We start from the raw sequence: 24,255 nt of genomic DNA on the forward strand, positions 1-24,255 counted from the left end.
TTATTGCACCAAATAGGGTTTGCGCGGCGGTTTCTGGGCGGCCGACATGCCACGTTCAACGGGAAAATCGCCCATCAGATAGGGGTGCATCCCCTGGTTTTTGAGGTTTTGCAGGAATTGCCCAAAGCCTGTCAGATCCGCCATCTTCGGCACCTCGGACAAACGGCCGGTTTTGACCTGACCGATCTCGTCGAGAATGCTTTGCAACGGTTCCATCGGGGCTTCGATGAATTCCGCCATTGTCCAGATACGCACCCGCGCCTTGGCATAATGCGACCGCAGGATCGCCATATGCTCGCTTTCGATCTTTTGCAGCGCGGCAGCGGTACGGCGGATATCGGCAAAGTCCTTATTCGACCGAAACAGTGGCACGGCCCACGCGCCGGTGATCACCGACACCTGTGCATTCGGGTCTTTGGCGATCTCCCAGCAGATGTCCTGATTGTCCTGCGGACTGAACTGAAAGCACTGACGTTCGCCACGGGTGTTCCAGATCAGATTGGTCAGAAACGCCTTGGGGTCATAATTGCGGATTTTGGCGCTATTGCTAAGCGCACCATTGATCGCATTCTGCCCATCTGCAAAATGCACGCGGTCCGGTGCAAACAGATGGCCGTGGACCCGCGCGCCGGTGGATTTTGCCAGCCAAGGCTCGAAATTCTCGAACAGTGCGACGAAGCCCTGGAAGACCGAATAGGGCGCGGCGGTGACACCGTTTTCCCAACCTTCGTTCGGAAAGCGGCTTTGCATATACAGCCCTGCGCGCCCGCGCGTGCGGCGTTCAACGGCTTTGGCAAAGACGCGGTCGATCTTGCCCGGGTTCGGCTCTGTCCGTTTCATCGCGCCCGCCTCATCGGTCAGGAACGCGTCATAGAGACGGCCCGCCTTGGGCCAGATCTTGCGTGCGACGAAACAATCGGACCGCCGTAAAAGCTGCAGGTGATCGTCGTAAAAAATATGTGGCTTGCCCTGAAAATCGAACTTGGAAAGGGTCAGCGACCGGCTTTCGATCTGGGTGGAATAGAGCCGCGCGAGCGTCTGGAAATAGCTTTCATCCGGAATCCAGACATGGCGGAAATAGGCGTCGTATCCGGCGCGTTTCGGGTCCTGAAGGATCGCCGACAGGGTTTGGCGCGTCAGGCACCACCATTGCGAGCCCATATGCGGCACGATGCCCTTAGGGATACGCCGCTTGAGCCCGACGAAGCGCTGAACAGCAACCGACTTGTCGAAAAGATACCGGTGCCGCTTCCACGAAAAGGGGAAACGCATGGTAAAGCGTTCGACATCCAGCCCCCCAACAGTCCAGGGGACATCTGCCGTGGTCGCGCTTTCGATGAAGTCGGTACGCGGACGGGCGGCAAGATAATCGATCAGCTCTTTCACCGGACGCAGCGGCAGGCATGAACCGGACGCCAGATAGACATGGCGCACGTCTGCGAAGCCATTCAACATCATTTCGGACGCGGTCTGAGACGCGGCAACCAGCCCCCACGTCCCCCATTCGCAGCGATAGCGTTTGCTGAACACCAGATTAGGGACATCAGCCAGCGCCTGCACAAAATCGTCATGGGTTTTCACCGGCACCGATTTGTCGACGTGGATCACCACCGGACAGCCCGCAGCAGCCCAATGCCGCGCCACCTGTTCGGCGCGGTCCAGGGCGGTATGCACCAGCATGACCAGTCCGACGCTCATGCCCAGTTGCCCTTGGACATAAGGCCCAGAATCTCGAGCTGGCGCCAGTTAATGTATTTCTCGGACCACTTCCCCCAAAGCTGTGGGTCTTGGTCCCGGCTATTGGCATAGGCCTTATATTCAACGGATTTGGCATAATGCTGTCCGCGCTCAAGCTCTTCTGCGGCCTTGGCCCCGAAGGTGTCCAGGAACTTGGCATGTAGCAAGACGCCCGAGGCTTTCTCTCCGCCCCATTCGTCATAAACCCGGTTCAGCCCGCGCGGCAGCAGCGTATGGGTCGAACTGACATAAGCATAGCGACGGTCCCATTTAACCAAAGGCACCTTGTTGAGCGCAGGTGCCTTGGCAGGCTTGTGCTTGAAGAACACCCGCGCACGCGGCCCACCCTGTATCCAGAGGTTGCCGTATTTCGCATTGCGCGAAATCGCGTAGTTGCCGCTATCGAACCACGAGGCGATCTCCATCGGGTTTTGACCGGCTTGATAGGGTTCATCCCCCAGCCGCCCCTTGGGGTACACATCCAGCAGCATCGCGCCAAAGCTGCGGATCTCGCAGTTATCCAGCCAGTCGGTCAGCGCCTGAACCGGCCGCGTATCACAGAACGGATAGACAAAGAATTCATCCGGATCGACCACCAGCACCCAATGGCCATGCGCGTATTTGCGTTTAAGATAGTTCATCCAGTCGATACCGAAACCGGATCGACGATAGCTGGCGTCGGTGTGCCAGACGGACACGTCCTTCATCCCGCACAGGTAATCGGCACTGCCGTCGTCGGACCCGTTATCGACAAATAGGAAGTGGTTGATCCCGAGCGCGCGATAATACTCTAGAAAGTAGGGCAGCCGGATTTTTTCGTTCCGCATTGTGCAGACAAGCAAGACATCGTCAGGACGGATCGCGCGGGTATTGTCCTGAACATTTTTCAGCTCGGACGACTTGCGCAGGGCCCGGATCAACCTCCGCTTGCGCCGCACGCGCATCTTGTAAGAATCCCAAAGGCTCACGTGTTCTCCATACCCTGCTCAGAACGCCCCGCCCGTGCGTCGCCTTTATTGCATCAGGTTTAAGGACAATATGTCATGGGCCGTCTTTATAAACAACGTAATTTGAAACAGTTACACGCTGCACTGATGGATTAGCAGCTGGTACAGTGATTAGCCCCAAGGGCTGCGCATCAGGCAGCAGGCTTCCAGATCCGCCGGCCCGCTATAGCGCCGCGCGCCCTCGTGCCACAGATCGGGGGCGGTCGCGATCTGATCATAGTACCCGTCAAACTGTTCAGGCGTATGAAAATGCTGCCCACGCGCCTTTTCCTGAAGGGATTTCGGTATGATCTCTGGCAGGAACTTACTGTGTAGCAACACCCCTGACGGGGCCTCCCCTCCCGGCCCATCATAGAGCTCGTTCAACGCCGGTGGCAGCAAAGAGTGGGTCGAATTGACGTAGACATAGCGCCGGTTCCAGCGCACCAGCGGTATCTTGTTCAGCGTCGGCGATTGCATCGGCTGGTCAGCAAAGAACATGCGTTCACGCGCCCCGCCCTGCACCCAAAGGTTGTTCAGCGGCCACTGACGCACAGCGCGGTATGGTCCGGCGTCAAACCAGTTCAATATGCGCGACGGATCATCCCCCGGCACATAGGCCTGCGCCCCCAAGGGCCCTTTTGGGAAAATATCCAACATCAGCGTACCGAACCCGACGCGGCCTCCCCTCTCAAGCTGCCCCGCGAGCGCGGGCAGCTTGTGCGCGTCCATCTGGTCATAGACCAGCAGCTCGTCGGCATCGACGGTCAGGCACCAGCGCCCGTGCCCGTGCCGCCACAGCAGCCAGTTGAGCCAATCCAGACCGAACCGCGACCCGCGGTAGCTGGCGGTCGTTTGCCACAGGGTCACATCGGGCTGCGCCGCCAGCAGGTCGGCGCTGCCATCGTCGCTGCCATTGTCGACAATCAGAAAATGCGCAACGCCAAGATCGCGGTAGTGCTGCAGAAAATACGGAAGCCGCGCGGCCTCGTTACGCAGCACGACAAAGGCCAGCACCCCGTCAGGCGGGATTGCCCCATGCCCCGACGAGGCCCCGAGCTGATGCCTCGCCCGCAATGCACGCCACAGCAGCCGCCGCCGTTTCAACCGCATCCGGTAGGCACCCGACAGGCGGGCCCATCGGGACGCAGGACCAGCGGCGCTGTCCGTCATGCGCTATAGTCGCCGGTTTGGTGCCATCTCCATGCGTCGGCGATCATCTGCGGCAGGGTCGATCGTTTGGGCAGCCACCCCAGTTCAGTCTCTGCACGGACCGATCCTGATACCAGCTTGGTGCAATCACCCGGTCGCCGGTCGCCTTCGGTCATCGGCACGGCGCGGTTGGTCACCTCACGACTGTGTTCAACAACCTCGCGCACCGAAAACCCTGTGCCGGTGCCCAAATTGAACACGCGGCTTCCCTTATCCTCAAGCAGCCAGTTCAACCCCAACACATGGGCGTCGACCAGATCGCATACATGCACATAATCGCGGATGCAGGTGCCATCGGGGGTGTCGTAATCGGTGCCAAAAATCGTCAGCGCATCGCGTTTCCCGTCGATGGCATCCAACATCAGCGGGATCAAATGCGTCTCGGGGCGGTGGAATTCGCCCACTTCGCCCTCGGGGTCGGCACCGGCCACGTTGAAATAGCGAAAGATCACGCTTTGCAGCCCATAGGCGGCCTCGAAATCGCGCAGGATATCTTCGATTGCGCGCTTGGAGGCCCCGTAGGCATTAATCGGATGTTGCGCGCTGTTTTCGTCCAACACGACATTATCCTGATCGCCATAGGTCGCACAGGTGGATGAAAAGACAAACTGTTTGCAGCCCGCCGCGACCGTCGCCTCGATCAGGTTCAGCGACCCTTCGACATTATTGCGCCAATAGGTGCCGGGCTGCTTCATGCTGTCGCCCACCTGACTGAGCGCGGCGAAATGCATGACGGCGACCGGTTGGTACTGTTCAAACACGGCATCAATCTCGGCCCGGTTCAGCAGATCACCCTGTACAAAGGGGCCGAATTTCACCGCATCGCGCCAGCCGGTGACTAAATTGTCAAAGGTGACGGGCGTATGGCCTGCAGCAGCCAGCGCCTTGCACGCATGCGACCCGATGTACCCCGCGCCGCCGGTGACCAAGATATTCGCCATACGCCCGTCCTTTGTGTCCAGCGCTTATTGCGCCGTAGTTTCGCCCTGCATGATGTCTTGCAAATACGCCCGCAGATCATCGCGCAGTTCCTCGCGGGCCAACCCGAAGGAGACCGTCGCCTGCAAGAATCCAGATTTAGAGCCGCAGTCGAAACGCTGGCCCTTAAAGCGGTAGCCGTAGACATCGTTGCCTTGGGTCAGCTCCGCCGCGATGGCATCTGTCAGCTGGATTTCCCCGCCCGAGCCGGACTTTAGCTGGTTCAGGTTCTTCAGCACGTTCGGCGACAGGATATAGCGACCGATCACGGCAAGGTTTGACGGTGCGTCTTCGGCTTTGGGCTTTTCGACCATGCCTTTGACCTTGACCAAGGCCCCATCGGATTGACCGTCATCAATGTCCAACATCCCGTAAGAAGAGGACTTTTCAGGGTTCACTTCCATCGCCGCAACCATGTTTCCGCCGGTTTCATTATATGCTTCGATCATCTGTTGCAGGCAGGGCTTGTCAGCTGCAATCACGTCATCGGGCAGCATCACCGCAAAAGGTTCGTTGCCGATCAGACGACGGGCACACCATACGGCGTGGCCCAGACCAAGTGCTTTGTGCTGGCGGATATAGGCGATGGCACCACTATCCATATTGGTGTCTTTAAGGATCTCCAACAGCTCTGTTTTGCCCTTGGAGCGGAGCTCCTGTTCCAGCACGGGAGAGTGGTCAAAGTAGTCCTCCAGCGCACCCTTGCCGCGGGATGTGACAAAGATGAATTCCTTGATCCCGGCCGCGCGCGCTTCGTCGATGGCGTATTGCACCAGCGGGCGATCGACCAGGGTCATGATCTCTTTGGGGACAGATTTCGTCGCGGGCAAAAACCGCGTTCCCAAACCAGCCACCGGAAAAATCGCTTTTGTTACTTTCTTAGCCATGTGAAATCGCTGCCCTTATAAATATACGTGCGGATAACCGAAGTTAGTGCTCAGTGAATTGCAAACCATCATGCTGCCAGTCCTAAATAAGACCAGCGCCCGAATTGTGGCGGCTTCTTGCTGATTTCGCGGCACAAAAACCCCCTTGCGTCACAGCCTGCGCAATTTTGCGCCTTATCCACCGTTTTCTGAAAATAAATGAAAACCTTGGCGTGCTGCGGGCCTATTCGTTGCAGATTGCCCGCCCAAACGCAATCTCGGCGAAAGCGATTGGGCAGCGCGGTCAGTCCAGCCCCATCTCGGCCATCATTGCTTCGATCTTGGGCACATCTTCGGGGTTGTTTAGCTCCCAGAACTGGCGGCCCTTGGCCTCGACCTCGACACAAAGCACCTTATGGCTGTTTTCCATGAACCGCAGTTGTTCAAGCCCTTCGAGCTGTTCAAGCGGGCCCACGTTCCACGACGAGTAGGACGCCAACGCATCGGGGCGATAGGCATAGACGCCCACGTGGTGAAAGACCGGTGTTGCGGCCGCATCGTCATAGGTTTTCGATGTGAACGGCACGACTTCCTTAGAGAAGTACATCGCCGCATGATCAGCCGCGAACACGGCAGTGGTGCCCCCCACGCGACCGGCCTTGCGATCTGCCAGCAGCCCGTTCAACGCGGCACCATCGCAGCGCAACACAGGTGTCGCAATCCCTGCGTTAGTATCGTTTCGCAGACCCTGCACGAGGCTTTCGACAAACCAATGCGGCGTGAGCGGTGCGTCGCCTTGCAAGTTCACAACGATGTCGTACCCGCCGCCCAGAACCGTATGGGCTTCGGCGCAACGTTCTGTGCCGTTGGCGCAATTGACTGACGTCATCACAACCTCGGCCCCGAAGGCTTCGGCGGCGTCCTTGATGCGGTCGTCATCGGTGGCCACGACCACTTTGTCGACGCCCTGGACCTCGCAGGCTGCACGCCAGCTGCGCTCGATCAAGCTGCGCGTATTGCCGCCCGCCCCCGTCAGCATCGCCAGCGGTTTAGCGGGATAGCGCGTAGAGGCATACCGCGCAGGAATAACAATCAGGACAGACATCAGGAGGCTTTCAAATCAACGCCCGGCGCATGGGCGAGAAAGAAAGGGTTGGCAAAATCGGCTTTGCCGTAAGTGAGCGGGGTCAGATCGTCAAAACGCACAACTGCGCCCCCAGCACCGGTCAGAACGGCATGGCCCGCGGCCGTGTCCCATTCCATCGTCCGGCCAACGCGCGGGTAAAGGTCCGCCTCGCCGGTCGCGATCAGACAAAACTTGAGCGACGAGCCCGCGCTTTTCATATCGCGCACATTGTATTTGGCGATGTAATCATCGGTCGCCTCATCGCGGTGCGACTTTGACGCCACCACCATCAGAGCCGCATTATCCGGTTTAGAGACTGTTATCGGCTGAACCGGCCCCCTACTGTCCTTAGGGAAATCGCCGGTTTCCTCGACGGAACTGCCGTCGGCCAACGTAAAGAACATCCGCGACCGGGCCGGCGCATAGACGACACCGCGCGTCGGTACGCCGCCTTCAACCAGCGCGATATTCACGGTAAAATCGCCACGGCGGTTGATGAATTCCTTGGTCCCGTCCAGCGGGTCCACGATAAGAAAAGTATCGCCCGACGCCGAATGGGTGGCGGATTGCTCTTCGGTTACAAGCACCACATCAGGGAAAGCGGCGCGCAGCCCGTCCGAGATGATCTGGTCCGCGGCTTCGTCGGCGATGGTCACGGGGCTTTCGTCAGATTTGGTTTTGACCTCGAAATCATCCGAGCCGTAAATCTCCATGATCTTGTCGCCTGCTTCGATCGACAAACGGCGCATCACCGTTACCAGCTGTTCATAATCCATAATGTCGCGACCTTTTCAGTTTCGTTGATTACTTTGCGCAAACCCCTTATGATTGCGTGTTGACGGAACAGCAAGAATTCCGTGCGAGGGTACGTCACAAAGAGGCTACAACAATGTTTCAACCACGGCGCACCAACAGGGGCAATATAGGCTCGGCAGTCAACTTTTTCGAACTTGTCTACCATTCGATCGTGCGCTCTGTGCGCAAGCAGCACAACAATGCGTTTGCAGCCATCGCCATCAACATTATGCAAACGGTCATTTTCGTGGGCGTGTTCTATGTGATGTTTTCGATCCTCGGTATGCGCGGGTCCGCCATTCGGGGTGATTTCGTGATCTATATCATGACGGGGATTTTCCTGTTCATGATGCACACCAAGACGGTATCGGCCGTGGCCGGTTCCGAAGGGCCCGCCAGCGCCATGATGAAACATGCGCCGATGACCACGATGATTTCTCTGGCGGCTGCAGCACTGGGATCGCTCTACATCCAGATGCTGTCGCTGATCCTGATCATGTCGATCTACCATTTGGCGTTCAACCCGATCGTGATTTACGACACGGCTGGGGTGTTTTTCATGATGCTGATCGCATGGTTCACCGGGGTTGCTGTCGGCATGGTGTTGCTGGCCATCAAACCCTGGGCACCCTCTTTTACGCAGATCTTTACGACGATCTACCAGCGGGCGAATATGATTGCTTCAGGCAAGATGTTTCTGGCCAATTCGCTGCCGTCCTTCATGCTGGCCATGTTTGACTGGAACCCCCTATTCCACGCCATCGATCAGGCCCGCGGGTATGCATTTATCAATTACAACCCGCGCTATAGTAACTGGGAATATGCCGTTTGGGTCGGGGTAGTGCTGATGGTGATCGGGCTGATGGGCGAATTCTATACGCGCAAACACGCCTCTGCCAGCTGGAGCGCGCGACGCTGATCTCAGGTCGCAACCCTGAGCGTGATGTTGATCCTCCCACCCTTGGGCAGCAACGTCGAAGACCCCGCGCGGATGCGGTCGATGCCGTGATGGTTCAGGCGCGCCTCGCCTCCCATGACAACGACATCCCCTGATTGCAGCCAAAGGCTGTCCGTCTTGCCGCCGCGTTTTTGCCCGCCAACGCGCAGCAATCCTTCGTCCCCAAGCGAGATTGACACGACAGGCCAGCGAAAATCGGTCTCGTTCCGGTCCTGATGCAACCCCATTTTAGCATCCGACGCGTAGTAGTTAATCAGGCAAGAATCCGGCTGGCGCTCCAATCCGGTCAGGTCATTCCAGATCGTAAGAACATCCGAGGGGATGGCGGGCCAGGGCGTGCCGTTGGGATGGGCCTCGGCATAGCGGTAGCCCTGCGCGTCTGACAGCCACCCATAATCGCCCGCAGACGTCATGCGCACCGACATCTGCTGCCCACCCGGCATGACGGGGCGAAAGAACGGTGCCTGCTTTACCACCCCGCGCACAGTATCCAGCAACGTGCGTTGTGCTGGCAGCGTAAGGTGGGATTTATGAATTTCGAAGCCGCGTAACCGCAATATCGTCATCTAAACGCCCTTCTTGCCTGCTTTGGCGAAAAATCCACGCAGAATCCGCGTTTCCTTTCTCATGCAACGGTTGCAGGGTCCATATCTGCTCCTTATATACGCCGAGAACCGCTGAAGGCATCCGGCCTTTGGTGAAAAAGATCGGGGCAAGGGTGCCACAACGGGCCTGTGCTTCGTGTCATCGCCTTGAGTAAATGAGGGATCAAACATGGCCAAAGTTATTGGTATCGACCTAGGAACGACAAACAGCTGTATCGCCATCATGGACGGCAGCCAGCCTCGCGTTGTTGAAAACGCCGAAGGTGCACGCACCACGCCATCCATCGTCGCCTTTACCGACGACGAACGTCTGGTTGGCCAGCCTGCCAAACGGCAAGCGGTTACCAACCCTGAGAACACAATTTTCGGCGTTAAGCGCCTGATCGGCCGTCGCAATGACGACGTGGATCTGGCCAAGGACAAAAAGAACCTGCCCTTCACCGTGATCGACGGTGGGAACGGCGACGCTTGGGTAAAAGCCAAGGGCGAGAAATACTCCCCTTCGCAAATCTCTGCGTTCATCCTTGGCAAAATGAAGGAAACAGCTGAATCCTATCTGGGCGAAGAAGTCACCCAGGCGGTCATCACTGTTCCTGCCTACTTTAACGACGCTCAGCGTCAGGCCACAAAAGACGCGGGCAAGATTGCCGGTCTGGAAGTGCTGCGGATCATCAACGAACCGACAGCGGCCGCGCTGGCCTATGGTCTGGACAAGAAAGAAACGCAAACCATCGCGGTCTATGACCTTGGCGGCGGTACTTTCGACGTGACTATCCTCGAAATCGACGACGGACTTTTCGAAGTCAAATCCACCAACGGTGATACATTCCTGGGTGGTGAAGACTTTGACATGCGCATCGTGAACTACCTTGCGGATGAATTCAAAAAGACCAACGGCGTTGACTTGACCCAAGACAAGATGGCGCTCCAGCGTCTGAAAGAAGCGGCAGAGAAGGCCAAGATCGAACTGTCGAGCGCAAGCCAGACAGAGATCAACCAGCCGTTCATCTCGATGGGCAAAGACGGCTCGCCTTTGCACATGGTGATGAAGCTGACCCGCTCCAAGCTGGAGCAGCTGGTAGGTGACCTGATCAAAGCGTCGATGAAACCCTGCGCTGCTGCGTTGAAAGATGCCGGTGTATCCGCATCCGAGATCGACGAAGTCGTTCTGGTTGGCGGTATGACCCGCATGCCACGCGTGATCGAAGAAGTGACCAAGTTCTTTGGCAAAGAGCCGCACAAGGGTGTGAACCCTGACGAGGTTGTTGCCTTGGGTGCCGCCATTCAGGCGGGTGTTCTGCAAGGCGACGTTAAAGACGTTGTTCTGTTGGACGTCACACCGCTGAGCCTTGGTATCGAAACGCTGGGTGGCGTGTTCACCCGTCTGATCGACCGCAACACCACGATCCCGACGAAAAAGTCGCAGGTCTTCTCGACCGCTGAGGACAACCAAAGCGCCGTGACCATCCGCGTCTTCCAAGGGGAACGTGAAATGGCTGCGGACAACAAGATCCTTGGCGCGTTCAATCTGGAAAGCATCCCCCCCGCACCGCGCGGTATGCCCCAGATCGAAGTGACCTTTGACATCGACGCAAACGGTATTGTTGCTGTTGGCGCGCTGGATAAAGGCACGGGCAAAGAGCAGAAGATCACGATCCAGGCTTCTGGCGGTCTGTCCGATGCGGACATCGAAAAAATGGTGAAAGACGCCGAGGAAAATGCAGATGCTGATAAAGAGCGCCGCGCATTGATCGAAGCGAAGAACCAGGCTGAATCGCTGATCCACTCGACCGAGCGGTCGCTGGAAGAGCATGGTGACAAGGTTGACCCGACCACCGTCGAAGCGATCGAATTGGCCATTGCTGCGCTGAACGATGAACTGGCAACTGACAACGTTGATAAAATCAAAAATGGCATCCAGAACGTCACTGAGGCAGCCATGAAACTGGGCGAAGCCATCTATAAGGCGGCTCAGGACGAAAACGAAGACGTTGCCCCGGCTGCTGACGCATCCGCAGGTGACGACGATATCCTCGATGCCGATTTCGAAGATCTGGACGATAACAAGCGCGCGTAAGCACGCCCACGGAACCACTGATGGGGCCGGTCCGCTTGCCGGGCCGGCCCGTCACGTTCCAGCGTAGGAGTTAATTCATGGCAAAACGTGATTACTACGAGACGCTCGGCGTCGCCAAAGGAGCCGCTGCCGACGAGATCAAAAAAGGCTACCGCACCAAAGCCAAGGAATTGCACCCCGACCGCAATGCCGACAACCCCAACGCCGAAGCCCAGTTCAAAGAAGCGAACGAAGCTTACGAAGTTCTGAAAGACCCCGAAAAGAAAGCCGCCTATGACCGCTATGGTCACGCGGCCTTTGAAGGGGGCATGGGCGGTGGCGGCCAACGACCCGGCGGGTTCGGTGGTGGTGCCGGTCAAGGCGACTTTTCCTCGGCGTTTTCTGATGTGTTTGACGACCTGTTTGGCGACTTCATGGGCGGCCAACGGGGCGGTGGCGGACGGCGTGCCGCACGCGGTGCCGATCTGCGCTACAACCTCGGTATCACGCTCGAAGATGCGTACCGGGGCATGCAAAAGTCGATTAATGTGCCCACCTCGGTTGCCTGTGATTCTTGTAGCGGCTCCGGGTCAGAGGGCGGCGTAGAGCCGACGACTTGTCCCACCTGCTCTGGCATGGGCAAAGTCCGCGCGCAGCAGGGTTTCTTCACCGTCGAACGCACCTGTCCCACCTGTTCGGGCATGGGCCAGATCGTCAAGAACCCGTGTAAATCCTGCCGTGGCGCTGGCCGCGTCGAAAAAGACCGCGCACTGTCTGTGAACATCCCTGCGGGCGTTGAAACCGGCACGCGCATTCGTCTGGCCGGCGAAGGCGAAGCGGGTATGCGAGGCGGTCCAACGGGTGATTTGTACATCTTTATCGAGGTGCAGGAACACAAGCTGTTTGAACGCGACGGGCCAAACCTGTTCTGCCGCGTTCCCGTGTCGATGAGCACAGCCGCCCTTGGGGGCAGCATCGAAGTGCCGACGATCGACGGTGGCCGTGGGCGCGTGCAAATTCCGGCGGGCAGCCAGTCTGGTCGCCAGATGCGTCTGCGTGGCAAGGGTATGCCCCCGCTGCGTGGGGGCGGCACGGGCGATATGATCATCGAACTGGCAGTCGAGACGCCGGTAAACCTGACCAGCCGCCAAAAGGAATTGTTGCAGGAATTCGAAAAAGAATCCTCTAACAACAACCCTGAAAGCAGCAGCTTCTTTTCGTCGGTGAAATCCTTCTGGGACTCGATGAAGGGCTGATTGGCCGACATTGAAGACATCGGGCGGGGCGCAGGCTCCGCCCTTTTTTGTTCCCCCTCTGCCCGCATTAACGTGATGATAACTTCTATGGCCACAGTCTGGGCCTATGGGACGCAACAACGCTCATTTCTCTGACCCGCGCCTGCCCTTTCTGGGGGATGAGGCTGTGGCGGTGCCTGCACCCTCGGGCAAACAACCGTCTTATATCGCGGATCACCGGCAACGGCTGCGCGCGCGCTTTATGCAGGGCGGTGCTGCTGCCATCCCCGACTACGAGCTGCTTGAACTGGTCCTGTTCCGCGCCATCCCCCGCCGTGACGTGAAACCGCTGGCCCGAACGCTGATGGACCGTTTCGGCGACTTCAACCGTGTGATCACCGCCTCAGAGCCACGGCTACGGGACGTTTCCGGTGTGGGCGACGCGGTCATCGTCGAACTCAAGATAATAGAGGCAGCGGCCCACCGCATGGCGCGTTCAAGGCTCCTGCGCCAACATGTGCTGTCGAGCTGGGACGCGCTGCTGGATTATTGCCACACCACCATGGCGCACCGAGAAACCGAACAGTTCCGCGTGATCTACCTTGATCGCAAGAACGTCGTGATCGGCGACGAGGAACAAGGCAAAGGCACAGTAGATCACGTGCCTGTCTACCCCCGCGAGGTTGCAAAACGCGCGCTAGAGCTGAACGCCAGCGCGCTTATTCTGGTGCACAACCACCCGTCGGGCGACCCGACGCCATCACAGGCCGACATCGACATGACACAGCAGATTTTTGCGGCCTGCAGCACATTGGGGCTAACGTTGCACGACCATCTAATTATCGGCAAATCGCGCGAGCTAAGCTTTCGCAGCGCCGGATATTTGTGATTGCAAAGCAGCCCTGTGCGCCAGCGCCGGTACAGGGCCGATGCTAGCGAACCCAGACCTCTACACGGCGGTTGGCCTGCCGACCCCACGCCGTATCATCGCAGGCCATCGGCATCGCTTCGCCAAAGGCATCAAGATCCAGCGTGACCCGTTCAAGATTGGCGGTGACCGCGGCGGCGATGACAGCTTCGCGCACCGCCTCGGCACGGCGCAGCGCGATGTCACGGTTGGCAAAAGACGCACCCTGCCCGTCGCTGAAACCCGCAAACAACAGACGGCGGGCATCGTATTGACCGACCTCTAGCGCCCGCGCGAGCTGCTGCACGTTTGATCGCGACTGTGCATCCAGCCGCACCGACCCGGCCTCGAACCTAAAAGAGGTCGACAGCCGCGCCATGGGTTTCAGCGTCGCGTTCATCCGCTGCAATTCACCAAGCGTGATCTCCGGCCCTGCGACCGCAATCGCGTTGGTAAAGCGATTGCCCTGCTCCTCTATCGGGATTTCCTCGGGTGCCTGATCGACAAATCCGGCACGCCGGATCACGATTTGGGCAGCAGGGCTGCGGGTGAATGCCAGAAATTCGCGGGCCACCTGCGGCAAACGTCGGGCCGGGAAATACAGAAACATCGGCGCGGTCAGCGGGTAGTCTTCGGTCTTGATGGTCCGGCGCGATGCGTCCAGCGCAAAGCCGCAGCTGCCCGACAGCGTTAAAACCTCAGTATCGCGCTGTTCGGCATAGCTGGTGATACCAAGCGCAAAACTGTCTTTGGCAACGGCTTCGGCCAGATCGGCGGGTCGGGCGTGTCGCGTGATCGTGTCCGTAAACGTAAGCGTTGCGGGGCGCATGACCTGATCACTGATCGCCTGTGCTAACCCGCTGCTGTCGTCGGGCAAATGCAGGTCAATCGGCGCGTCCGGCCCGCCAAGTGCTTGCCAGTTCGTCACCTTGCCGGCGAACGCCCGCGCCAGCATCAGCGGCGATATCTGCTTTACCGGATTCGACGCCGACACCACAGGGACCGCCGCATCCAGCGACAGTACGCGGCTGCGGTTCAGGCCCGTCATGTCGCCCATTCCTGCTTCGCGAGCGCGGACCCGTTCCTCGGGCCGCATCTCACGCAGGGACATCACAATGTCTGCCTCATCCGCCAACAGATCGGCAAAGCCTTCGTCGCTGTTGCTGGCCCGAAACATAAATAGGGCAACGGTTTGGCCGCTTTTCTCGTCGACCAGACGATAGGTGAAACGGTTGCCCTCTTCGTCCTCGCGGGTGGCTTGATAGCCATTGCGCTGCGCGAACCCGTCGATCAGGGCAGGCATCAGTATCTCGCCCATTGTGGCAGACCCCGAAAGCTGCAGTTCTGCGATGAAATGATCCAGATTGGGACAACCGGGCCCCTCGCATTGCACGCCGGTGCTATCAATCGTTAACTCGCCGTATTCGGTTTCGACGCGATAAAATTCGCCATCGAAACCCAGCAGTGTGCCGCTCAACTCGATTTTGCCATCGCGGGACGAAAGCGCGATATCCTGCGCCCATATCGATTGCGCCGCCGAACATAAGAAAAGTGCGGCGAAAACCGCCGCACGTATAATCGTGATCATAAGGCCCCAAGCGTTGCGTTAGTGTCCCGCAACCTTCATGTCTTGGAGCAGATTATTCAACACAAGAAAGCTGCCTACGGCATCACAATCCGGCACCGCAACGCTCAGGTCCTGGGTTTTGATCTTTGCATCCCCAAGAAGTTCGATGGATTGCGCTTCGATTTCCTGACCACAATTCGCCTTGATCACCTCGGCTTCGACCGTCAGCGCAACGCGTGCGTCCTGACCTTCGGTCAGCGCGGGGAAAGTATAGACCTCCGCGATCAGGGGCTCAGCCGCGCTGAGGTCGCCGTTCACCGTCATGAACCCGCCCTCTCCGGTGATGGCTGACGCCACGCTGCGCGGCTTGCCTGCCCAGACATGGCCGGCACCGTCATAGTCGGACCCGAATTCGCGTGCGTGCATCTGGAAACCAGTATCGCCTTTCCATTGCAGAACCACCCGGTCGAACTCTGCCAGATCGTCGATCTTGGCCTCTGCAATCGCCCCGTCGCCATTGCCAAACGCAATGACGAAAGTCGCGTCTTGCGAAAGCGCCGGGACAGTGATGTCGAGGGTGCCCTTTTCCGAAGTCGTTTGCGTAAAGATCATCCCGTTGTGATGTACGGTGATCCGTTCATTGGGCATGCACGGGGCAGCCAGCGTCAGGTTCACCATGGCACCAGCCACAGGGCGCGCATTGGCGGAGATATCGCAGGTATGTGGCTCAGCCGCATGAGGCTGGGGCGTTTCCGCCGAAATTGGGGCGGAAACTGGGCGCGAAATCGGTTCATCTGCGCTTGCCGCGGCCAACATGACGGGGGCAGCATCAGGCAGCGCCAGCGTGGGCTCAAGCGGAGCAGCGTTGAACTCGGCCGAGGTCAGCACGATGTCTTCGACCTCTAGTACAGCGTTCTCGCTGCTTAGCCTACGTAGCTCTTGTTCTTTCACGGCGGCCTCAGACCCATAGCGGGCTGTCGCTGCGTCCGTACTTTGCATCACATAGCCGATGCCCAAGGCGCAGGCGAGCGTGCCAGCAGCTGTCGCGATCTCTTTCATACGTGCCATCTGATGGTCCTCACTGGGAATAACTTCCCAATAAATATCGCGCATCACAGCGGCCCTGTTATGACCCTTGAGGGGAAAGATTTGGGCGGTTTTGAGGCACACCCAAGCCCTGATCAACTATCGTAATAGCCCTTGCCGTAGCTGCCATAGGCACCGTATTCGCCACCGTATCCGTAGCGTTTCATGCCCTTTTCATCGATCTGGCTCAGCACCAGACCAGTGATCCGCTGGTTCGAATTGTGGAAGAACCGCATAGATTCTTCGACCAAGCCCTTGTTCGTGCTGTCCCATTTGACCGAAAACAGGATCGCGTCGGCGTTTTGGGAAATGATACGTGCATCGGGAACAACCAGAACCGGCGGCGTATCGATGATAATGAAATCATACTGGTCGCGCATCTCGGAGATAAAGGCTTTGAACCGGTCGGAGGAGAAGATATCCGCCGCATTCACATTGGTCTTTTCCCCGCCCAAGACATCTGCGCCGAAACCGTCCGGCCTATGGATCGCATCCGCGAATTTCACATCGCCGTTAAGCACCGACGCGATACCGTTGCGCGGCATGTCGGGAAAATATTCGTGCAGGGTACGGCGGCGGATATCGCCTTCGACCAGCAGGACCGATTTTCCGAGACCTGACAGGAATTTAGCCAGCGACAGCGAAACCGTGGTCTTACCTTCGCCGGGGATCGATGACGTGGAGACGATAACCTGAGGCTTCTTGTCGAGGTTCGACAGCATCAATGATGTACGCAGGTTGCGGATCGCTTCGGCGGCGGCAGAGGTGGGCTTATCCTCCAGATACTTAAGGGTGTTTTTCCGATCACGCGCAGGGATCAAAGGGATTTGTCCGATCACAGTGTAGCCGGTGTGATGCTCCAGCTCAGTCGCGGTGCGGAAGGTGCGGGTTCTGAATTCGCGAAGCAGCACCAAGCCGGAACCAACCATCGCGCCCAGGATCATTGCCAGCGCAATGATCTGCGATTTCTTGGGCGCGCTTGGCGCATCAGGGACCACTGAATTCGACAGCATGCGGCTGTCGGCCTTTTGGATACCCTCTTGGGCGGAGGTTTCTTTCAGGCGGGTCAGGAAATATTCATAGAGCAGCCGTGTCGCCTCGGATTCTCGGGTCAACTGCTGCAGCGCGATCAGATCTTGGCCCTGTGATGCCAACTGCGCGGCAAGCTCGGTTTCCGAGGTACGCAGCGCTTCAAGCTGCTGGCTACTGCGCGCAAGATCAGACCGAACCCGTCCCAGCACCGTTTCGAACCGTAGATCGAATGCCGTCTGGTTCGTGGCAGACGAAAGACCATTGCTAAAAATACGCGTCAACGCGGCGTCTTGTGCGGCATCGCGCTTTTCTGCGGGTGTCTGCGCGGCTTCCAGATTGGCGAGCCGTGCTTCTAGCGCTTGGCGTGAGAGTGCGGCACCCTCAATACGGTCGCGCAATTCCTTGATCTGACGCTCCAGTGCTTGCAGCCCTTCGATCGAGACAAGCTGCGTGCGTGCAGTAAATTCAGAGACCTTTTTCTCCGCGTTCTCGAGTTCGATCTGAAGCTCGGACACCCGGTTGCTCAGCCATTCTGTGGCTTTCTCCGTCGCCTCGAATTTCACTTCGATCTGGTTCAGGATGTACAGCTCGGCAATTGTGTTGGCGATCAGGGCCGATTTTACCGCCGATTCTGTTTCGACAGTAACGTTAAAAACCAGGCTTTGGCGAATGTTGGAAACCGAAACCTTGTTCAGCAAAGCCTGCACGACGGAATCGCGGATTTTGGTTTTCTGGAGTTCGGGGTCCAGCTCTTCTGTAGGGGTGCGTGATGTCAAAACCCCGCGCAAGCTCGAGATCATACCGCCGATCATCGACGGTTCGCGTAGTTTGCCATTAAACTCCGGATCATCGATCAGGTTCATACGGTCGACAACCTTTCCCGCCAGCCCGCGCGAGCGCAAGACTTCGACCTCGGTGTTAACCTCGGTTGAATCGCCGGAAAACCCGCCCACTACGGCTTGCAGGTCAACAATGCTGTCTTCCTTGGTATCCAACACCACAACCGCCGTTGACCGGTAGGTCGGGACCGCGACGCCGTAGGCGTAATACCCGGCCAGAAGCATAAAAATCAGCGTGACCGCAGCGATGATCAATTTGCCGCGCCATAATGTACCAATCAGCGCGCCAAGGTCGATGGTATCGTCATCTTCGTCCCTAGGCCCGGAAAAGTTCGATTGGCTTTGGTTCATCATATGCATGTCGTCCGTTGGTCATTGCCGGAAATGGCTAAAAAGAAGGGTCGAGGCAAAGCGCCTTCGAAATCACAGATATGCGGGTTGGTCATCATGGAGAGAGGATCTGCCTGTCCTGCGATTGCGCCCCGAGGGGTGATGGCGGCTTTGCTAAATCCTTATGAGAAAAATTCAATCAGAAGTCGTATAAAATTTGCTACATCTCGGAAAATGATCCCGTAGAAACATCATTTAAGACCATTCTTCGCGATATAGCTGGCCAAATCAAGGATCAGTTGCCCGCGCGCCTTAGCGATGGCCGCGGGGCCGCCCTTGGGGTCGAATGCGACGGTCAGATCAAATAACCCCGATCTTTCACGCCCGCCGGTCAGGACAGCGACGAAGTACTGTCCGGAAGCGCGGAACTGGCCCGCTTCGGTCGCCAGCAATTCGCTGAACCGCAGCTCAAGGCGGGCGTCGGGATAGGCTTCGAACGGCCATGGTTCTGACGCGATGCGGCGGCTTGTGAGGCGCGACAGGTTCTCGCTTAGCTCTAGGGCTACGGCGCGTTCGGGCGCGTCGGCCCACAGCTCGTCCGAAGAGCTGACCAAGGCACCATTGGACGCGCGTATATGGATCTCGTCGGCAGCTGCATAGCTGGGCAGTGATACGTCACGTACCTCAACAGCGTTGAATTGGATGCTGACACGCTCTGTGACAGGGGGCATCTCCACGGCATAGCGGTCGGCAGACCCGCAGGCCGCCAAGAATGCCACCAGACCAAGGCTTGCGATACTTTTTACTACGTTCATATTTTACCGTCCCAGCAACAATGAATTGGGGTTACGTTCGATTGTGCGCGCCAAAGATGCAAGCGCATCGGCCGCTTTTTGGATGTCACGCATGGTTTCCTGTGCGGTGCGGCTGATCTGGTCGCCTTTGTTGTACCCTTCGATCGTGCGCTCTGCTTGTGTGAAAACCGACGACAGGCGGTTCACTATCAGCGGCAAATCCTTCGCCGAAACGGCGATGTTATCCGCCGCGTTACGCGCCGAGGCCAAGGTACGGTTCACGTTCTCGACCGCCCCACCCTCGCGGAGCTCGCGCAGCGTATAGTTCAGCTCGTCCAACGCATTCTTAAGCGATCCGGGCAGCGCAACGGCATCCGGTGTGCCGATTACCTGATCCGCCGATCGGGTCAGCGCTGTCAGCTCGTCGACCAGCTGTTGCAGTTCAAGCTCGCTTGCGTTGGCGGCGACAGTCTTCATTTCTTCAATCAACTCTGGCACACCCTCGGTTGAGGTGGTGAAGGAATCTGCGGCTTCGGAGACAGAGTCCACCGCGGCCAGCAGACGTGCTGCCATTTGTTCTTCCTCAAGCGTGGCGACAAGCGTTTCGACGCGCGAAAGCGTGGCATTCAGCGAGACGGGAATATTCTGCACCGATTCAGACGAGACCAACCCCGTGACCTCGTTGATTAATGTGCGGACATCGCGTGGGGTCTGTTGCAGTTCATCGCTGCCGACAAAGGCTTGCAGCGAATTCATCAGACCAATGGCGCTGTTCAGCAGCTCTTCGATGGGCAGGTTGTTGATACGGCTAAAGACACCTTCGACCGTGGCTGCGGCGTCAGATGTTTCGTTCTTGGTCGTGGGCATCACGGGGAAGTTGTCGCCCGCAGGGACAAGCCGCGCGGTCGGAGCGTTGTCGACGACCACCAGTTCCACTTTCAGACCGCCCGTCAGCAGGCTTGCAGATGCAAGTCTTGCCCGAAGCCCATTCACGACACGATCTTGCAAGAAGGCAAACGCACTTTCCGCAGTCACATCCCCCGGTAGCCCAAGGCGCGCCGGCTGGATCGCCAGTGTTGCGTTCAACCGCACACGGCTGTCGCCGAACTGGTCAAAATCCACGATCCCAGACAGGGTATCGACTTCGCCGATGTTCAGCCCGCTCAACTCTACCGTGGCACCGACGGCGAGGCCCGAGACGTTGTCGTCGAAAATAACGTTAAGCATCAAAGGTTCGACGTCAGTGGCATTAAACACTGCGCTGCGCGCGTCCTCCTTGGTGGCGAAGATATCGAACACAGTGCCATCTTGCACACGGTCGCCACCAGAGACGAAAGTGTCAAAGGTAATCCCCCCGCCGATCAACGTCGCAATTGATTCAAAATCGACTTCGGCCCCGCCGGGTCCAAAGGACAGGCTGAACCCCGAGGTATCCCAGAAACGTGTGCTGCTGTTGATCAGGTTGCGGTGCTCTTCGTAAATTAGCGCCTCTACGATGGCAAAATTGCCCCTTGGGGCGATCGCTGCCTTGCCGATACGACCAACCTCGATCCCGCGATAGAGAATGGGGGCGTCATCCGTCAGCGTTCCATTACCCACGGTGCGAAAGGCGATTTGCAAACCGGATTGGCCCGCGCGGATCAGGGGCGGCGCATCCGACCCGACGAAGCGTTCGGCAAAATCGCCTATTTCATCGTTCCAGGTGCCTTCGATGTAGACGCCGCTCAGCACGGTGCCCAAGCCGGTGATGCCCTGCGCCGATACCTGAGGCTGCACGATCCAGAAAGACGCGCTGGCGTCGATGAAGGGGCCGACGTTCTTGTCGACACGGATTGTCGCGACAACTTTGCCCAAGCCGGTGGTAAAACCAACTTCCTCGACGCGGCCCACGGTCACGTCACGATAGCGTAGTTCGGTTTCGCCTGCCTTGATACCGGCCCCTTTGTTGAATTCAACATAGATCACAGGACCGCGGGAATTGTAGCTGCTGACTGCCACACCCAATGCCGCAACCAGTGCCAAAATCGGAATGATCCAGACGATGGACGCGCCGCTCAGGAACAGTTTGCGCGCGGATTTAACCTTAACCTCGGGTGGCGTGTCAGACATGTTGATCGGGATCCCCATCGGAAGCGTTCGTGTCCCAGATCAGTCTGGAGTCGAATGCTTGTGCAGATAGCATGGTAAAGATGACCGACAAGGCGAAGAACATGCTCGCAGGGCCGGGATTAATTGTCGCCAATGTCTTGAGTTGCACCAGCGACGAAAGGATCGCAACCACAAAGATATCGATCATCGACCAGCGGCCGATATACTCTACGATTTCATACATCACATGGCGCGACCGCTGCGCTTGGGCATTGGGTCTTTTGACGCTGACAGCCAAAAAGGCGATGGCCCAGAACTTGGCCAACGGGATTGCGACCGACGCCAGCAGGATGATGAACGCAATGCCAAAGGCCCCGTGATGCGCCAGTTCGACCGCACCGCCGACAATGGTGCTTTCGTCCACCTGAAACAGCGTGCGCGTCTTGAGCATCGGGTAGGCATTGGCCGGAATGTAGCATAGCAGCCCCATGACCCAGAACGCCCAAACCCGCTGCATACTGCCAAAGTCGCGCGACAGCATCTTGTGGCCGCAGCGCTGGCAAACCGGTGTGCCGATGGGCCAGGCACGGGTACAGCGTGTGCAGGCCACCAAACCCATTTCGCGGGCGCTTAGGATTTTTTCGGATTTTCCAGCGAATTCCATACCGACCACTTACACATGAATTTGTCCTGCGCCACAATCAGAACAACTAAACCACAGAACATCCAGAATGCTGGCCCAAACCCCACAGTTGCCAGATCGGCGATCTTGACCAGCGCCACCGCACAGCCAAGCGCAAAGATTTCGGCCATCGACCAAGGCTGCAACGCCTGCGACAAACGGAATGCCTGCATCGCGTGACGCGCAGGTGGCAGGTCCAGCACAACGGGCACCAGCACATAGAGTGTCAGCATCACCCGCGCCAAGGGTACCAGCATAATCAGGGCAGCCGTCGCCAGCGAAAGCAACAGCAGCGGCCCGGTGGAAAACGCCAGAGCCGCATCCATCACCGAGACAGAATTCTTGTTCCCAGCCGCATCGATATTCAAAAACGGAAAGAACGTCGCGCCTAGGATCAGGACAAAAGTCGCGATGGCGATGGCGATGATTTTCAGCCCCGCCTGTTTGCGCGGCTCGATCAGTACCGTGTGGCAGCGTTCGCACACTGCTTTTTCGCCGATCTTGGGAATTTTCAGCTGATACACAGCATCGCACTGGGGGCAGACGATTATCTGCTCCAGATCAGGGGGGGAGGTGTGATCGACCGTGTCTTTCATCCCGCTGGTATAGTGGAGATCAAGAACCGTGTGTATCGGTTTCTAGACACGAAATGGTCATCCCTGACGCAGGCAAGAGCCCGCCAGTGCTGCTTTCCGCGCAGGAACATTCGCTATGCCGCGACGTTGTGTCGGTGAAGATAGCGAACACGAAAGGAGCTTTCTAATGACACAGATCACAGACGCGAAAATTCTGATCCTATCCACCAATGGTTTCGAGCAATCCGAACTGGAACGCCCGTTGAATGACCTTAAAGCCAAAGGCGCAACAGTCCATGTCGCGACCCCCGACGGAAACGACATCAAAGGTTGGGACAAGGACGACTGGGGCAACACCATTGCCGCTGACAAGGCACTGTCAGACGTCACCATCGGTGACTATGACGCGATTGTGCTGCCAGGCGGTCAGATCAACCCCGACCTGCTGCGCGCCAATAAGGACGCCGTAGCCCTGATCAAAGGCTTTGCCGACGCGGGCAAGACCGTGGCTGCGATCTGCCACGCCCCTTGGCTGCTAATCGAGGCAGGCATCCTCAAGGGCCGCGCTGCTACTTCCTATGCCTCTATCGCGACAGACTTGAAAAACGCCGGTGCGGATTACGAGGACAGCGAAGTGGTTGTGGATCAAGGCATCATCACCAGCCGCTCTCCCGAGGATTTGGAAGCGTTTATCGCCAAGATTGTCGAGGAAGTGGAAGAAGGTGAACACAACCGCAAAGCCGCATAAATCCGGTGTAGCGGAGGACGAAGGCGGGGCAGATGTCCCGCCTTTTTTCATGCGTGCCCGCGGTCTACGTTACCGTGACGGGCATCAGCACATTGCGTGACCCTTCCTCGAACGCATCCAGTTTTTGATGCCAGACGGTTCCGGGCCAGCGGTGTTCCATCTCGCGTTTTCTCGGGCGATAGACGGCGGTGTAAAGCGTGCCAAAGCCTGCGTTGAACTGGTGCGAATAAAGCGGCGGCTTGAGGAACGTGCTGATGAACTTTTCTTCCGGATCACGGTGAAACCGCAGCCGTTGCAGCAGGTATCTTTCACGCTCGACCGTCGCGGTGAACCGTGCGTGGCTGATCCATTCGACGTTCTCCTGATGGTTCGTCGCCACGGCCGCCTTGGTGATGATCGCCGGACGATCCGGTGCCATCAGCGCGGTCAGATACTTGCGTTTGCGGTCCAGCACGGTGACGTTATAGCTCATGTGGGTCGGCACACGCGCCAGAATTTCACCGGCCTGTTCCGTAGTTTCGCAAGTTTGCAACACATAACGCAGGATCAGCGGCACGCCAAAACCAACGCCCACTACACGACGGCCACCAAACGTCAGCGAAATCGACAAACCCGCGTCATTCACCCCGTCGACCAACCCGAACAGCCCGTCGGATGTGCCCATCACGCGACGACCGTTCCAGCCGGTGCGCAAAACCAGACTGTCGAACGCGTTGGTATTATAATCATAGTTGCGCACCATGACGGGTTCCTTGCCGCCCCAAACCGCCTGACTGCACCCCGATAGATAGGGCGGCGGGCAATAGAAGCTCAGGAACCGCGCAGCCAGATCACCGCCGCCCGCCTGGTCGCACAGGTCTTCGTAAAGCGGGATTAGGTCGGGCATATGAGTTTTAAGCGCACGACGGCATTCGGCATAGGTCGGGCGCGCGGGCTCACCTTCCTTCAGCCACCATTTACGGTAGAAAGGCCAATATTCGGCGAAAAGCCCGGCCCATTTCGGGCCGGGCAATTCTTCTGAAATGGCACGCCACAGCATGTGCTGCCCTTTCG

General features: G+C 57.9%; 21 protein-coding genes. 5 read left to right on the plus strand and 16 right to left on the minus strand.

Annotated elements, in window-relative coordinates; all coding sequences use genetic code 11:
• The 7 genes from ACVBAU_RS01385 to cysQ all read right to left on the minus strand — a co-directional run bounded on the left by ACVBAU_RS01385 (position 1) and on the right by cysQ (position 7,681).
• Positions 1–1,698, minus strand: coding sequence for a DUF5927 domain-containing protein (locus tag ACVBAU_RS01385; RefSeq protein ID WP_138924728.1), 1,698 nt, complete (start codon positions 1,696–1,698; stop codon positions 1–3).
• Complete coding sequence (locus tag ACVBAU_RS01390) at positions 1,695–2,681, minus strand: glycosyltransferase family 2 protein (protein WP_448328872.1); 987 nt, start codon at positions 2,679–2,681, stop codon at positions 1,695–1,697. Before ACVBAU_RS01390 ends, ACVBAU_RS01385 begins: the two co-directional genes overlap by 4 nt.
• A 174-nt stretch (positions 2,682–2,855) precedes the next feature.
• Positions 2,856–3,896 (minus strand): glycosyltransferase family 2 protein, encoded by a 1,041-nt coding sequence (locus ACVBAU_RS01395; protein WP_335744666.1) that lies wholly within the window; start codon positions 3,894–3,896, stop codon positions 2,856–2,858.
• Entirely contained in the window at positions 3,893–4,876 is a 984-nt protein-coding gene (galE, locus tag ACVBAU_RS01400; protein WP_138924726.1) for a UDP-glucose 4-epimerase GalE, read from the minus strand. Before galE ends, ACVBAU_RS01395 begins: the two co-directional genes overlap by 4 nt.
• 24 nt (positions 4,877–4,900) lie before the next feature.
• The gene (gene galU, locus ACVBAU_RS01405; protein ID WP_448327456.1) at positions 4,901–5,800 is read right to left on the minus strand and encodes a UTP--glucose-1-phosphate uridylyltransferase GalU; all 900 of its coding nucleotides are present in this window, start codon (positions 5,798–5,800) and stop codon (positions 4,901–4,903) included.
• Between the two features lie 283 nt (positions 5,801–6,083).
• Positions 6,084–6,884 (minus strand): 3-deoxy-manno-octulosonate cytidylyltransferase, encoded by an 801-nt coding sequence (locus tag ACVBAU_RS01410; protein ID WP_448327458.1) that lies wholly within the window; start codon positions 6,882–6,884, stop codon positions 6,084–6,086.
• Complete coding sequence (gene cysQ, locus ACVBAU_RS01415; RefSeq protein WP_448327460.1) at positions 6,884–7,681, minus strand: 3'(2'),5'-bisphosphate nucleotidase CysQ; 798 nt, start codon at positions 7,679–7,681, stop codon at positions 6,884–6,886. Before cysQ ends, ACVBAU_RS01410 begins: the two co-directional genes overlap by 1 nt.
• Before the next feature lie 113 nt (positions 7,682–7,794).
• On the opposite strand from cysQ, the gene ACVBAU_RS01420 reads away from it, so the two are divergent.
• Positions 7,795–8,619 carry an ABC transporter permease gene (locus ACVBAU_RS01420; protein WP_138924722.1) on the plus strand — a complete coding sequence of 275 codons (825 nt, stop codon included), beginning with the start codon at positions 7,795–7,797 and terminating at the stop codon, positions 8,617–8,619.
• 2 nt (positions 8,620–8,621) lie between these two features.
• On the opposite strand, the gene ACVBAU_RS01425 is transcribed toward ACVBAU_RS01420, so the two are convergent.
• Positions 8,622–9,224: an alpha-ketoglutarate-dependent dioxygenase AlkB family protein gene (locus ACVBAU_RS01425; RefSeq protein ID WP_448327462.1), complete on the minus strand. Its 603-nt coding sequence runs from the start codon at positions 9,222–9,224 to the stop codon at positions 8,622–8,624.
• A 208-nt stretch (positions 9,225–9,432) separates the two neighbouring features.
• Here ACVBAU_RS01425 and dnaK point away from each other — a divergent pair, with 208 nt between their 5' ends.
• From dnaK to radC, 3 genes are all read left to right on the plus strand, one after another.
• Positions 9,433–11,340: a molecular chaperone DnaK gene (gene dnaK / locus ACVBAU_RS01430; RefSeq protein ID WP_138924720.1), complete on the plus strand. Its 1,908-nt coding sequence runs from the start codon at positions 9,433–9,435 to the stop codon at positions 11,338–11,340.
• A gap of 77 nt (positions 11,341–11,417) precedes the next feature.
• A complete protein-coding gene (gene dnaJ / locus ACVBAU_RS01435) occupies positions 11,418–12,575 on the plus strand; it encodes a molecular chaperone DnaJ (protein WP_138924719.1) in 1,158 nt (385 codons plus the stop codon).
• Positions 12,576–12,681: 106 nt separating this feature from the next.
• Entirely contained in the window at positions 12,682–13,443 is a 762-nt protein-coding gene (gene radC, locus ACVBAU_RS01440) for a RadC family protein (protein ID WP_093732116.1), read from the plus strand.
• Between the two features lie 43 nt (positions 13,444–13,486).
• On the opposite strand, the gene ACVBAU_RS01445 is transcribed toward radC, so the two are convergent.
• From ACVBAU_RS01445 to ACVBAU_RS01475, 7 genes are all read right to left on the minus strand, one after another.
• Complete coding sequence (locus tag ACVBAU_RS01445) at positions 13,487–15,049, minus strand: substrate-binding domain-containing protein (RefSeq protein WP_448327465.1); 1,563 nt, start codon at positions 15,047–15,049, stop codon at positions 13,487–13,489.
• Positions 15,050–15,067: 18 nt separating this feature from the next.
• The gene (locus ACVBAU_RS01450; protein WP_448327467.1) at positions 15,068–16,141 is read right to left on the minus strand and encodes a hypothetical protein; all 1,074 of its coding nucleotides are present in this window, start codon (positions 16,139–16,141) and stop codon (positions 15,068–15,070) included.
• Positions 16,142–16,209: 68 nt separating this feature from the next.
• Positions 16,210–18,345, minus strand: coding sequence for a polysaccharide biosynthesis tyrosine autokinase (locus tag ACVBAU_RS01455; protein WP_448327469.1), 2,136 nt, complete (start codon positions 18,343–18,345; stop codon positions 16,210–16,212).
• 221 nt (positions 18,346–18,566) lie between these two features.
• A complete protein-coding gene (locus ACVBAU_RS01460; RefSeq protein WP_335744674.1) occupies positions 18,567–19,130 on the minus strand; it encodes a PqiC family protein in 564 nt (187 codons plus the stop codon).
• A 3-nt stretch (positions 19,131–19,133) separates the two neighbouring features.
• A complete protein-coding gene (locus tag ACVBAU_RS01465; RefSeq protein ID WP_254700480.1) occupies positions 19,134–21,218 on the minus strand; it encodes a PqiB family protein in 2,085 nt (694 codons plus the stop codon).
• Positions 21,211–21,816 (minus strand): paraquat-inducible protein A, encoded by a 606-nt coding sequence (locus ACVBAU_RS01470; protein WP_138925218.1) that lies wholly within the window; start codon positions 21,814–21,816, stop codon positions 21,211–21,213. The genes ACVBAU_RS01465 and ACVBAU_RS01470 overlap by 8 nt, the downstream gene beginning before the upstream one ends.
• 11 nt (positions 21,817–21,827) lie before the next feature.
• On the minus strand, positions 21,828–22,475 hold the full coding sequence (locus tag ACVBAU_RS01475; protein WP_448327471.1) for a paraquat-inducible protein A: 648 nt from the start codon (positions 22,473–22,475) through the stop codon (positions 21,828–21,830).
• Positions 22,476–22,641: 166 nt separating this feature from the next.
• On the opposite strand from ACVBAU_RS01475, the gene ACVBAU_RS01480 reads away from it, so the two are divergent.
• Positions 22,642–23,202 (plus strand): type 1 glutamine amidotransferase domain-containing protein, encoded by a 561-nt coding sequence (locus ACVBAU_RS01480; RefSeq protein ID WP_448327473.1) that lies wholly within the window; start codon positions 22,642–22,644, stop codon positions 23,200–23,202.
• Positions 23,203–23,266: 64 nt separating this feature from the next.
• Here the strand turns inward: ACVBAU_RS01480 and ACVBAU_RS01485 are convergent, their stop codons facing one another.
• Entirely contained in the window at positions 23,267–24,241 is a 975-nt protein-coding gene (locus ACVBAU_RS01485; protein ID WP_448327475.1) for a C45 family autoproteolytic acyltransferase/hydolase, read from the minus strand.
• Positions 24,242–24,255 lie beyond the last annotated feature (14 nt).

It is taken from the genome of Sulfitobacter sp. M13 (genome assembly GCF_053474885.1).

Excerpts from the sequence above, each read along its gene's own strand:
- ACVBAU_RS01450 (WP_448327467.1), bottom strand. The coding sequence starts at position 16,141 with ATGCGCGATATTTATTGGGAAGTTATTCCCAGTGAGGACCATCAGATG.
- dnaK (WP_138924720.1), top strand. The coding sequence starts at position 9,433 with ATGGCCAAAGTTATTGGTATCGACCTAGGAACGACAAACAGCTGTATC.
- dnaJ (WP_138924719.1), top strand. The coding sequence starts at position 11,418 with ATGGCAAAACGTGATTACTACGAGACGCTCGGCGTCGCCAAAGGAGCC.
- ACVBAU_RS01395 (WP_335744666.1), bottom strand. The coding sequence starts at position 3,896 with ATGACGGACAGCGCCGCTGGTCCTGCGTCCCGATGGGCCCGCCTGTCG.
- ACVBAU_RS01410 (WP_448327458.1), bottom strand. The coding sequence starts at position 6,884 with ATGTCTGTCCTGATTGTTATTCCTGCGCGGTATGCCTCTACGCGCTAT.
- ACVBAU_RS01480 (WP_448327473.1), top strand. The coding sequence starts at position 22,642 with ATGACACAGATCACAGACGCGAAAATTCTGATCCTATCCACCAATGGT.
- ACVBAU_RS01425 (WP_448327462.1), bottom strand. The coding sequence starts at position 9,224 with ATGACGATATTGCGGTTACGCGGCTTCGAAATTCATAAATCCCACCTT.
- radC (WP_093732116.1), top strand. The coding sequence starts at position 12,682 with ATGGGACGCAACAACGCTCATTTCTCTGACCCGCGCCTGCCCTTTCTG.
- ACVBAU_RS01460 (WP_335744674.1), bottom strand. The coding sequence starts at position 19,130 with ATGAACGTAGTAAAAAGTATCGCAAGCCTTGGTCTGGTGGCATTCTTG.
- ACVBAU_RS01470 (WP_138925218.1), bottom strand. The coding sequence starts at position 21,816 with ATGGGTTTGGTGGCCTGCACACGCTGTACCCGTGCCTGGCCCATCGGC.
- ACVBAU_RS01465 (WP_254700480.1), bottom strand. The coding sequence starts at position 21,218 with ATGTCTGACACGCCACCCGAGGTTAAGGTTAAATCCGCGCGCAAACTG.
- galE (WP_138924726.1), bottom strand. The coding sequence starts at position 4,876 with ATGGCGAATATCTTGGTCACCGGCGGCGCGGGGTACATCGGGTCGCAT.
- ACVBAU_RS01445 (WP_448327465.1), bottom strand. The coding sequence starts at position 15,049 with ATGATCACGATTATACGTGCGGCGGTTTTCGCCGCACTTTTCTTATGT.
- ACVBAU_RS01420 (WP_138924722.1), top strand. The coding sequence starts at position 7,795 with ATGTTTCAACCACGGCGCACCAACAGGGGCAATATAGGCTCGGCAGTC.
- ACVBAU_RS01455 (WP_448327469.1), bottom strand. The coding sequence starts at position 18,345 with ATGCATATGATGAACCAAAGCCAATCGAACTTTTCCGGGCCTAGGGAC.
- ACVBAU_RS01385 (WP_138924728.1), bottom strand. The coding sequence starts at position 1,698 with ATGAGCGTCGGACTGGTCATGCTGGTGCATACCGCCCTGGACCGCGCC.
- ACVBAU_RS01475 (WP_448327471.1), bottom strand. The coding sequence starts at position 22,475 with ATGAAAGACACGGTCGATCACACCTCCCCCCCTGATCTGGAGCAGATA.
- ACVBAU_RS01390 (WP_448328872.1), bottom strand. The coding sequence starts at position 2,681 with ATGCGCGTGCGGCGCAAGCGGAGGTTGATCCGGGCCCTGCGCAAGTCG.
- cysQ (WP_448327460.1), bottom strand. The coding sequence starts at position 7,681 with ATGGATTATGAACAGCTGGTAACGGTGATGCGCCGTTTGTCGATCGAA.
- ACVBAU_RS01485 (WP_448327475.1), bottom strand. The coding sequence starts at position 24,241 with ATGCTGTGGCGTGCCATTTCAGAAGAATTGCCCGGCCCGAAATGGGCC.
- galU (WP_448327456.1), bottom strand. The coding sequence starts at position 5,800 with ATGGCTAAGAAAGTAACAAAAGCGATTTTTCCGGTGGCTGGTTTGGGA.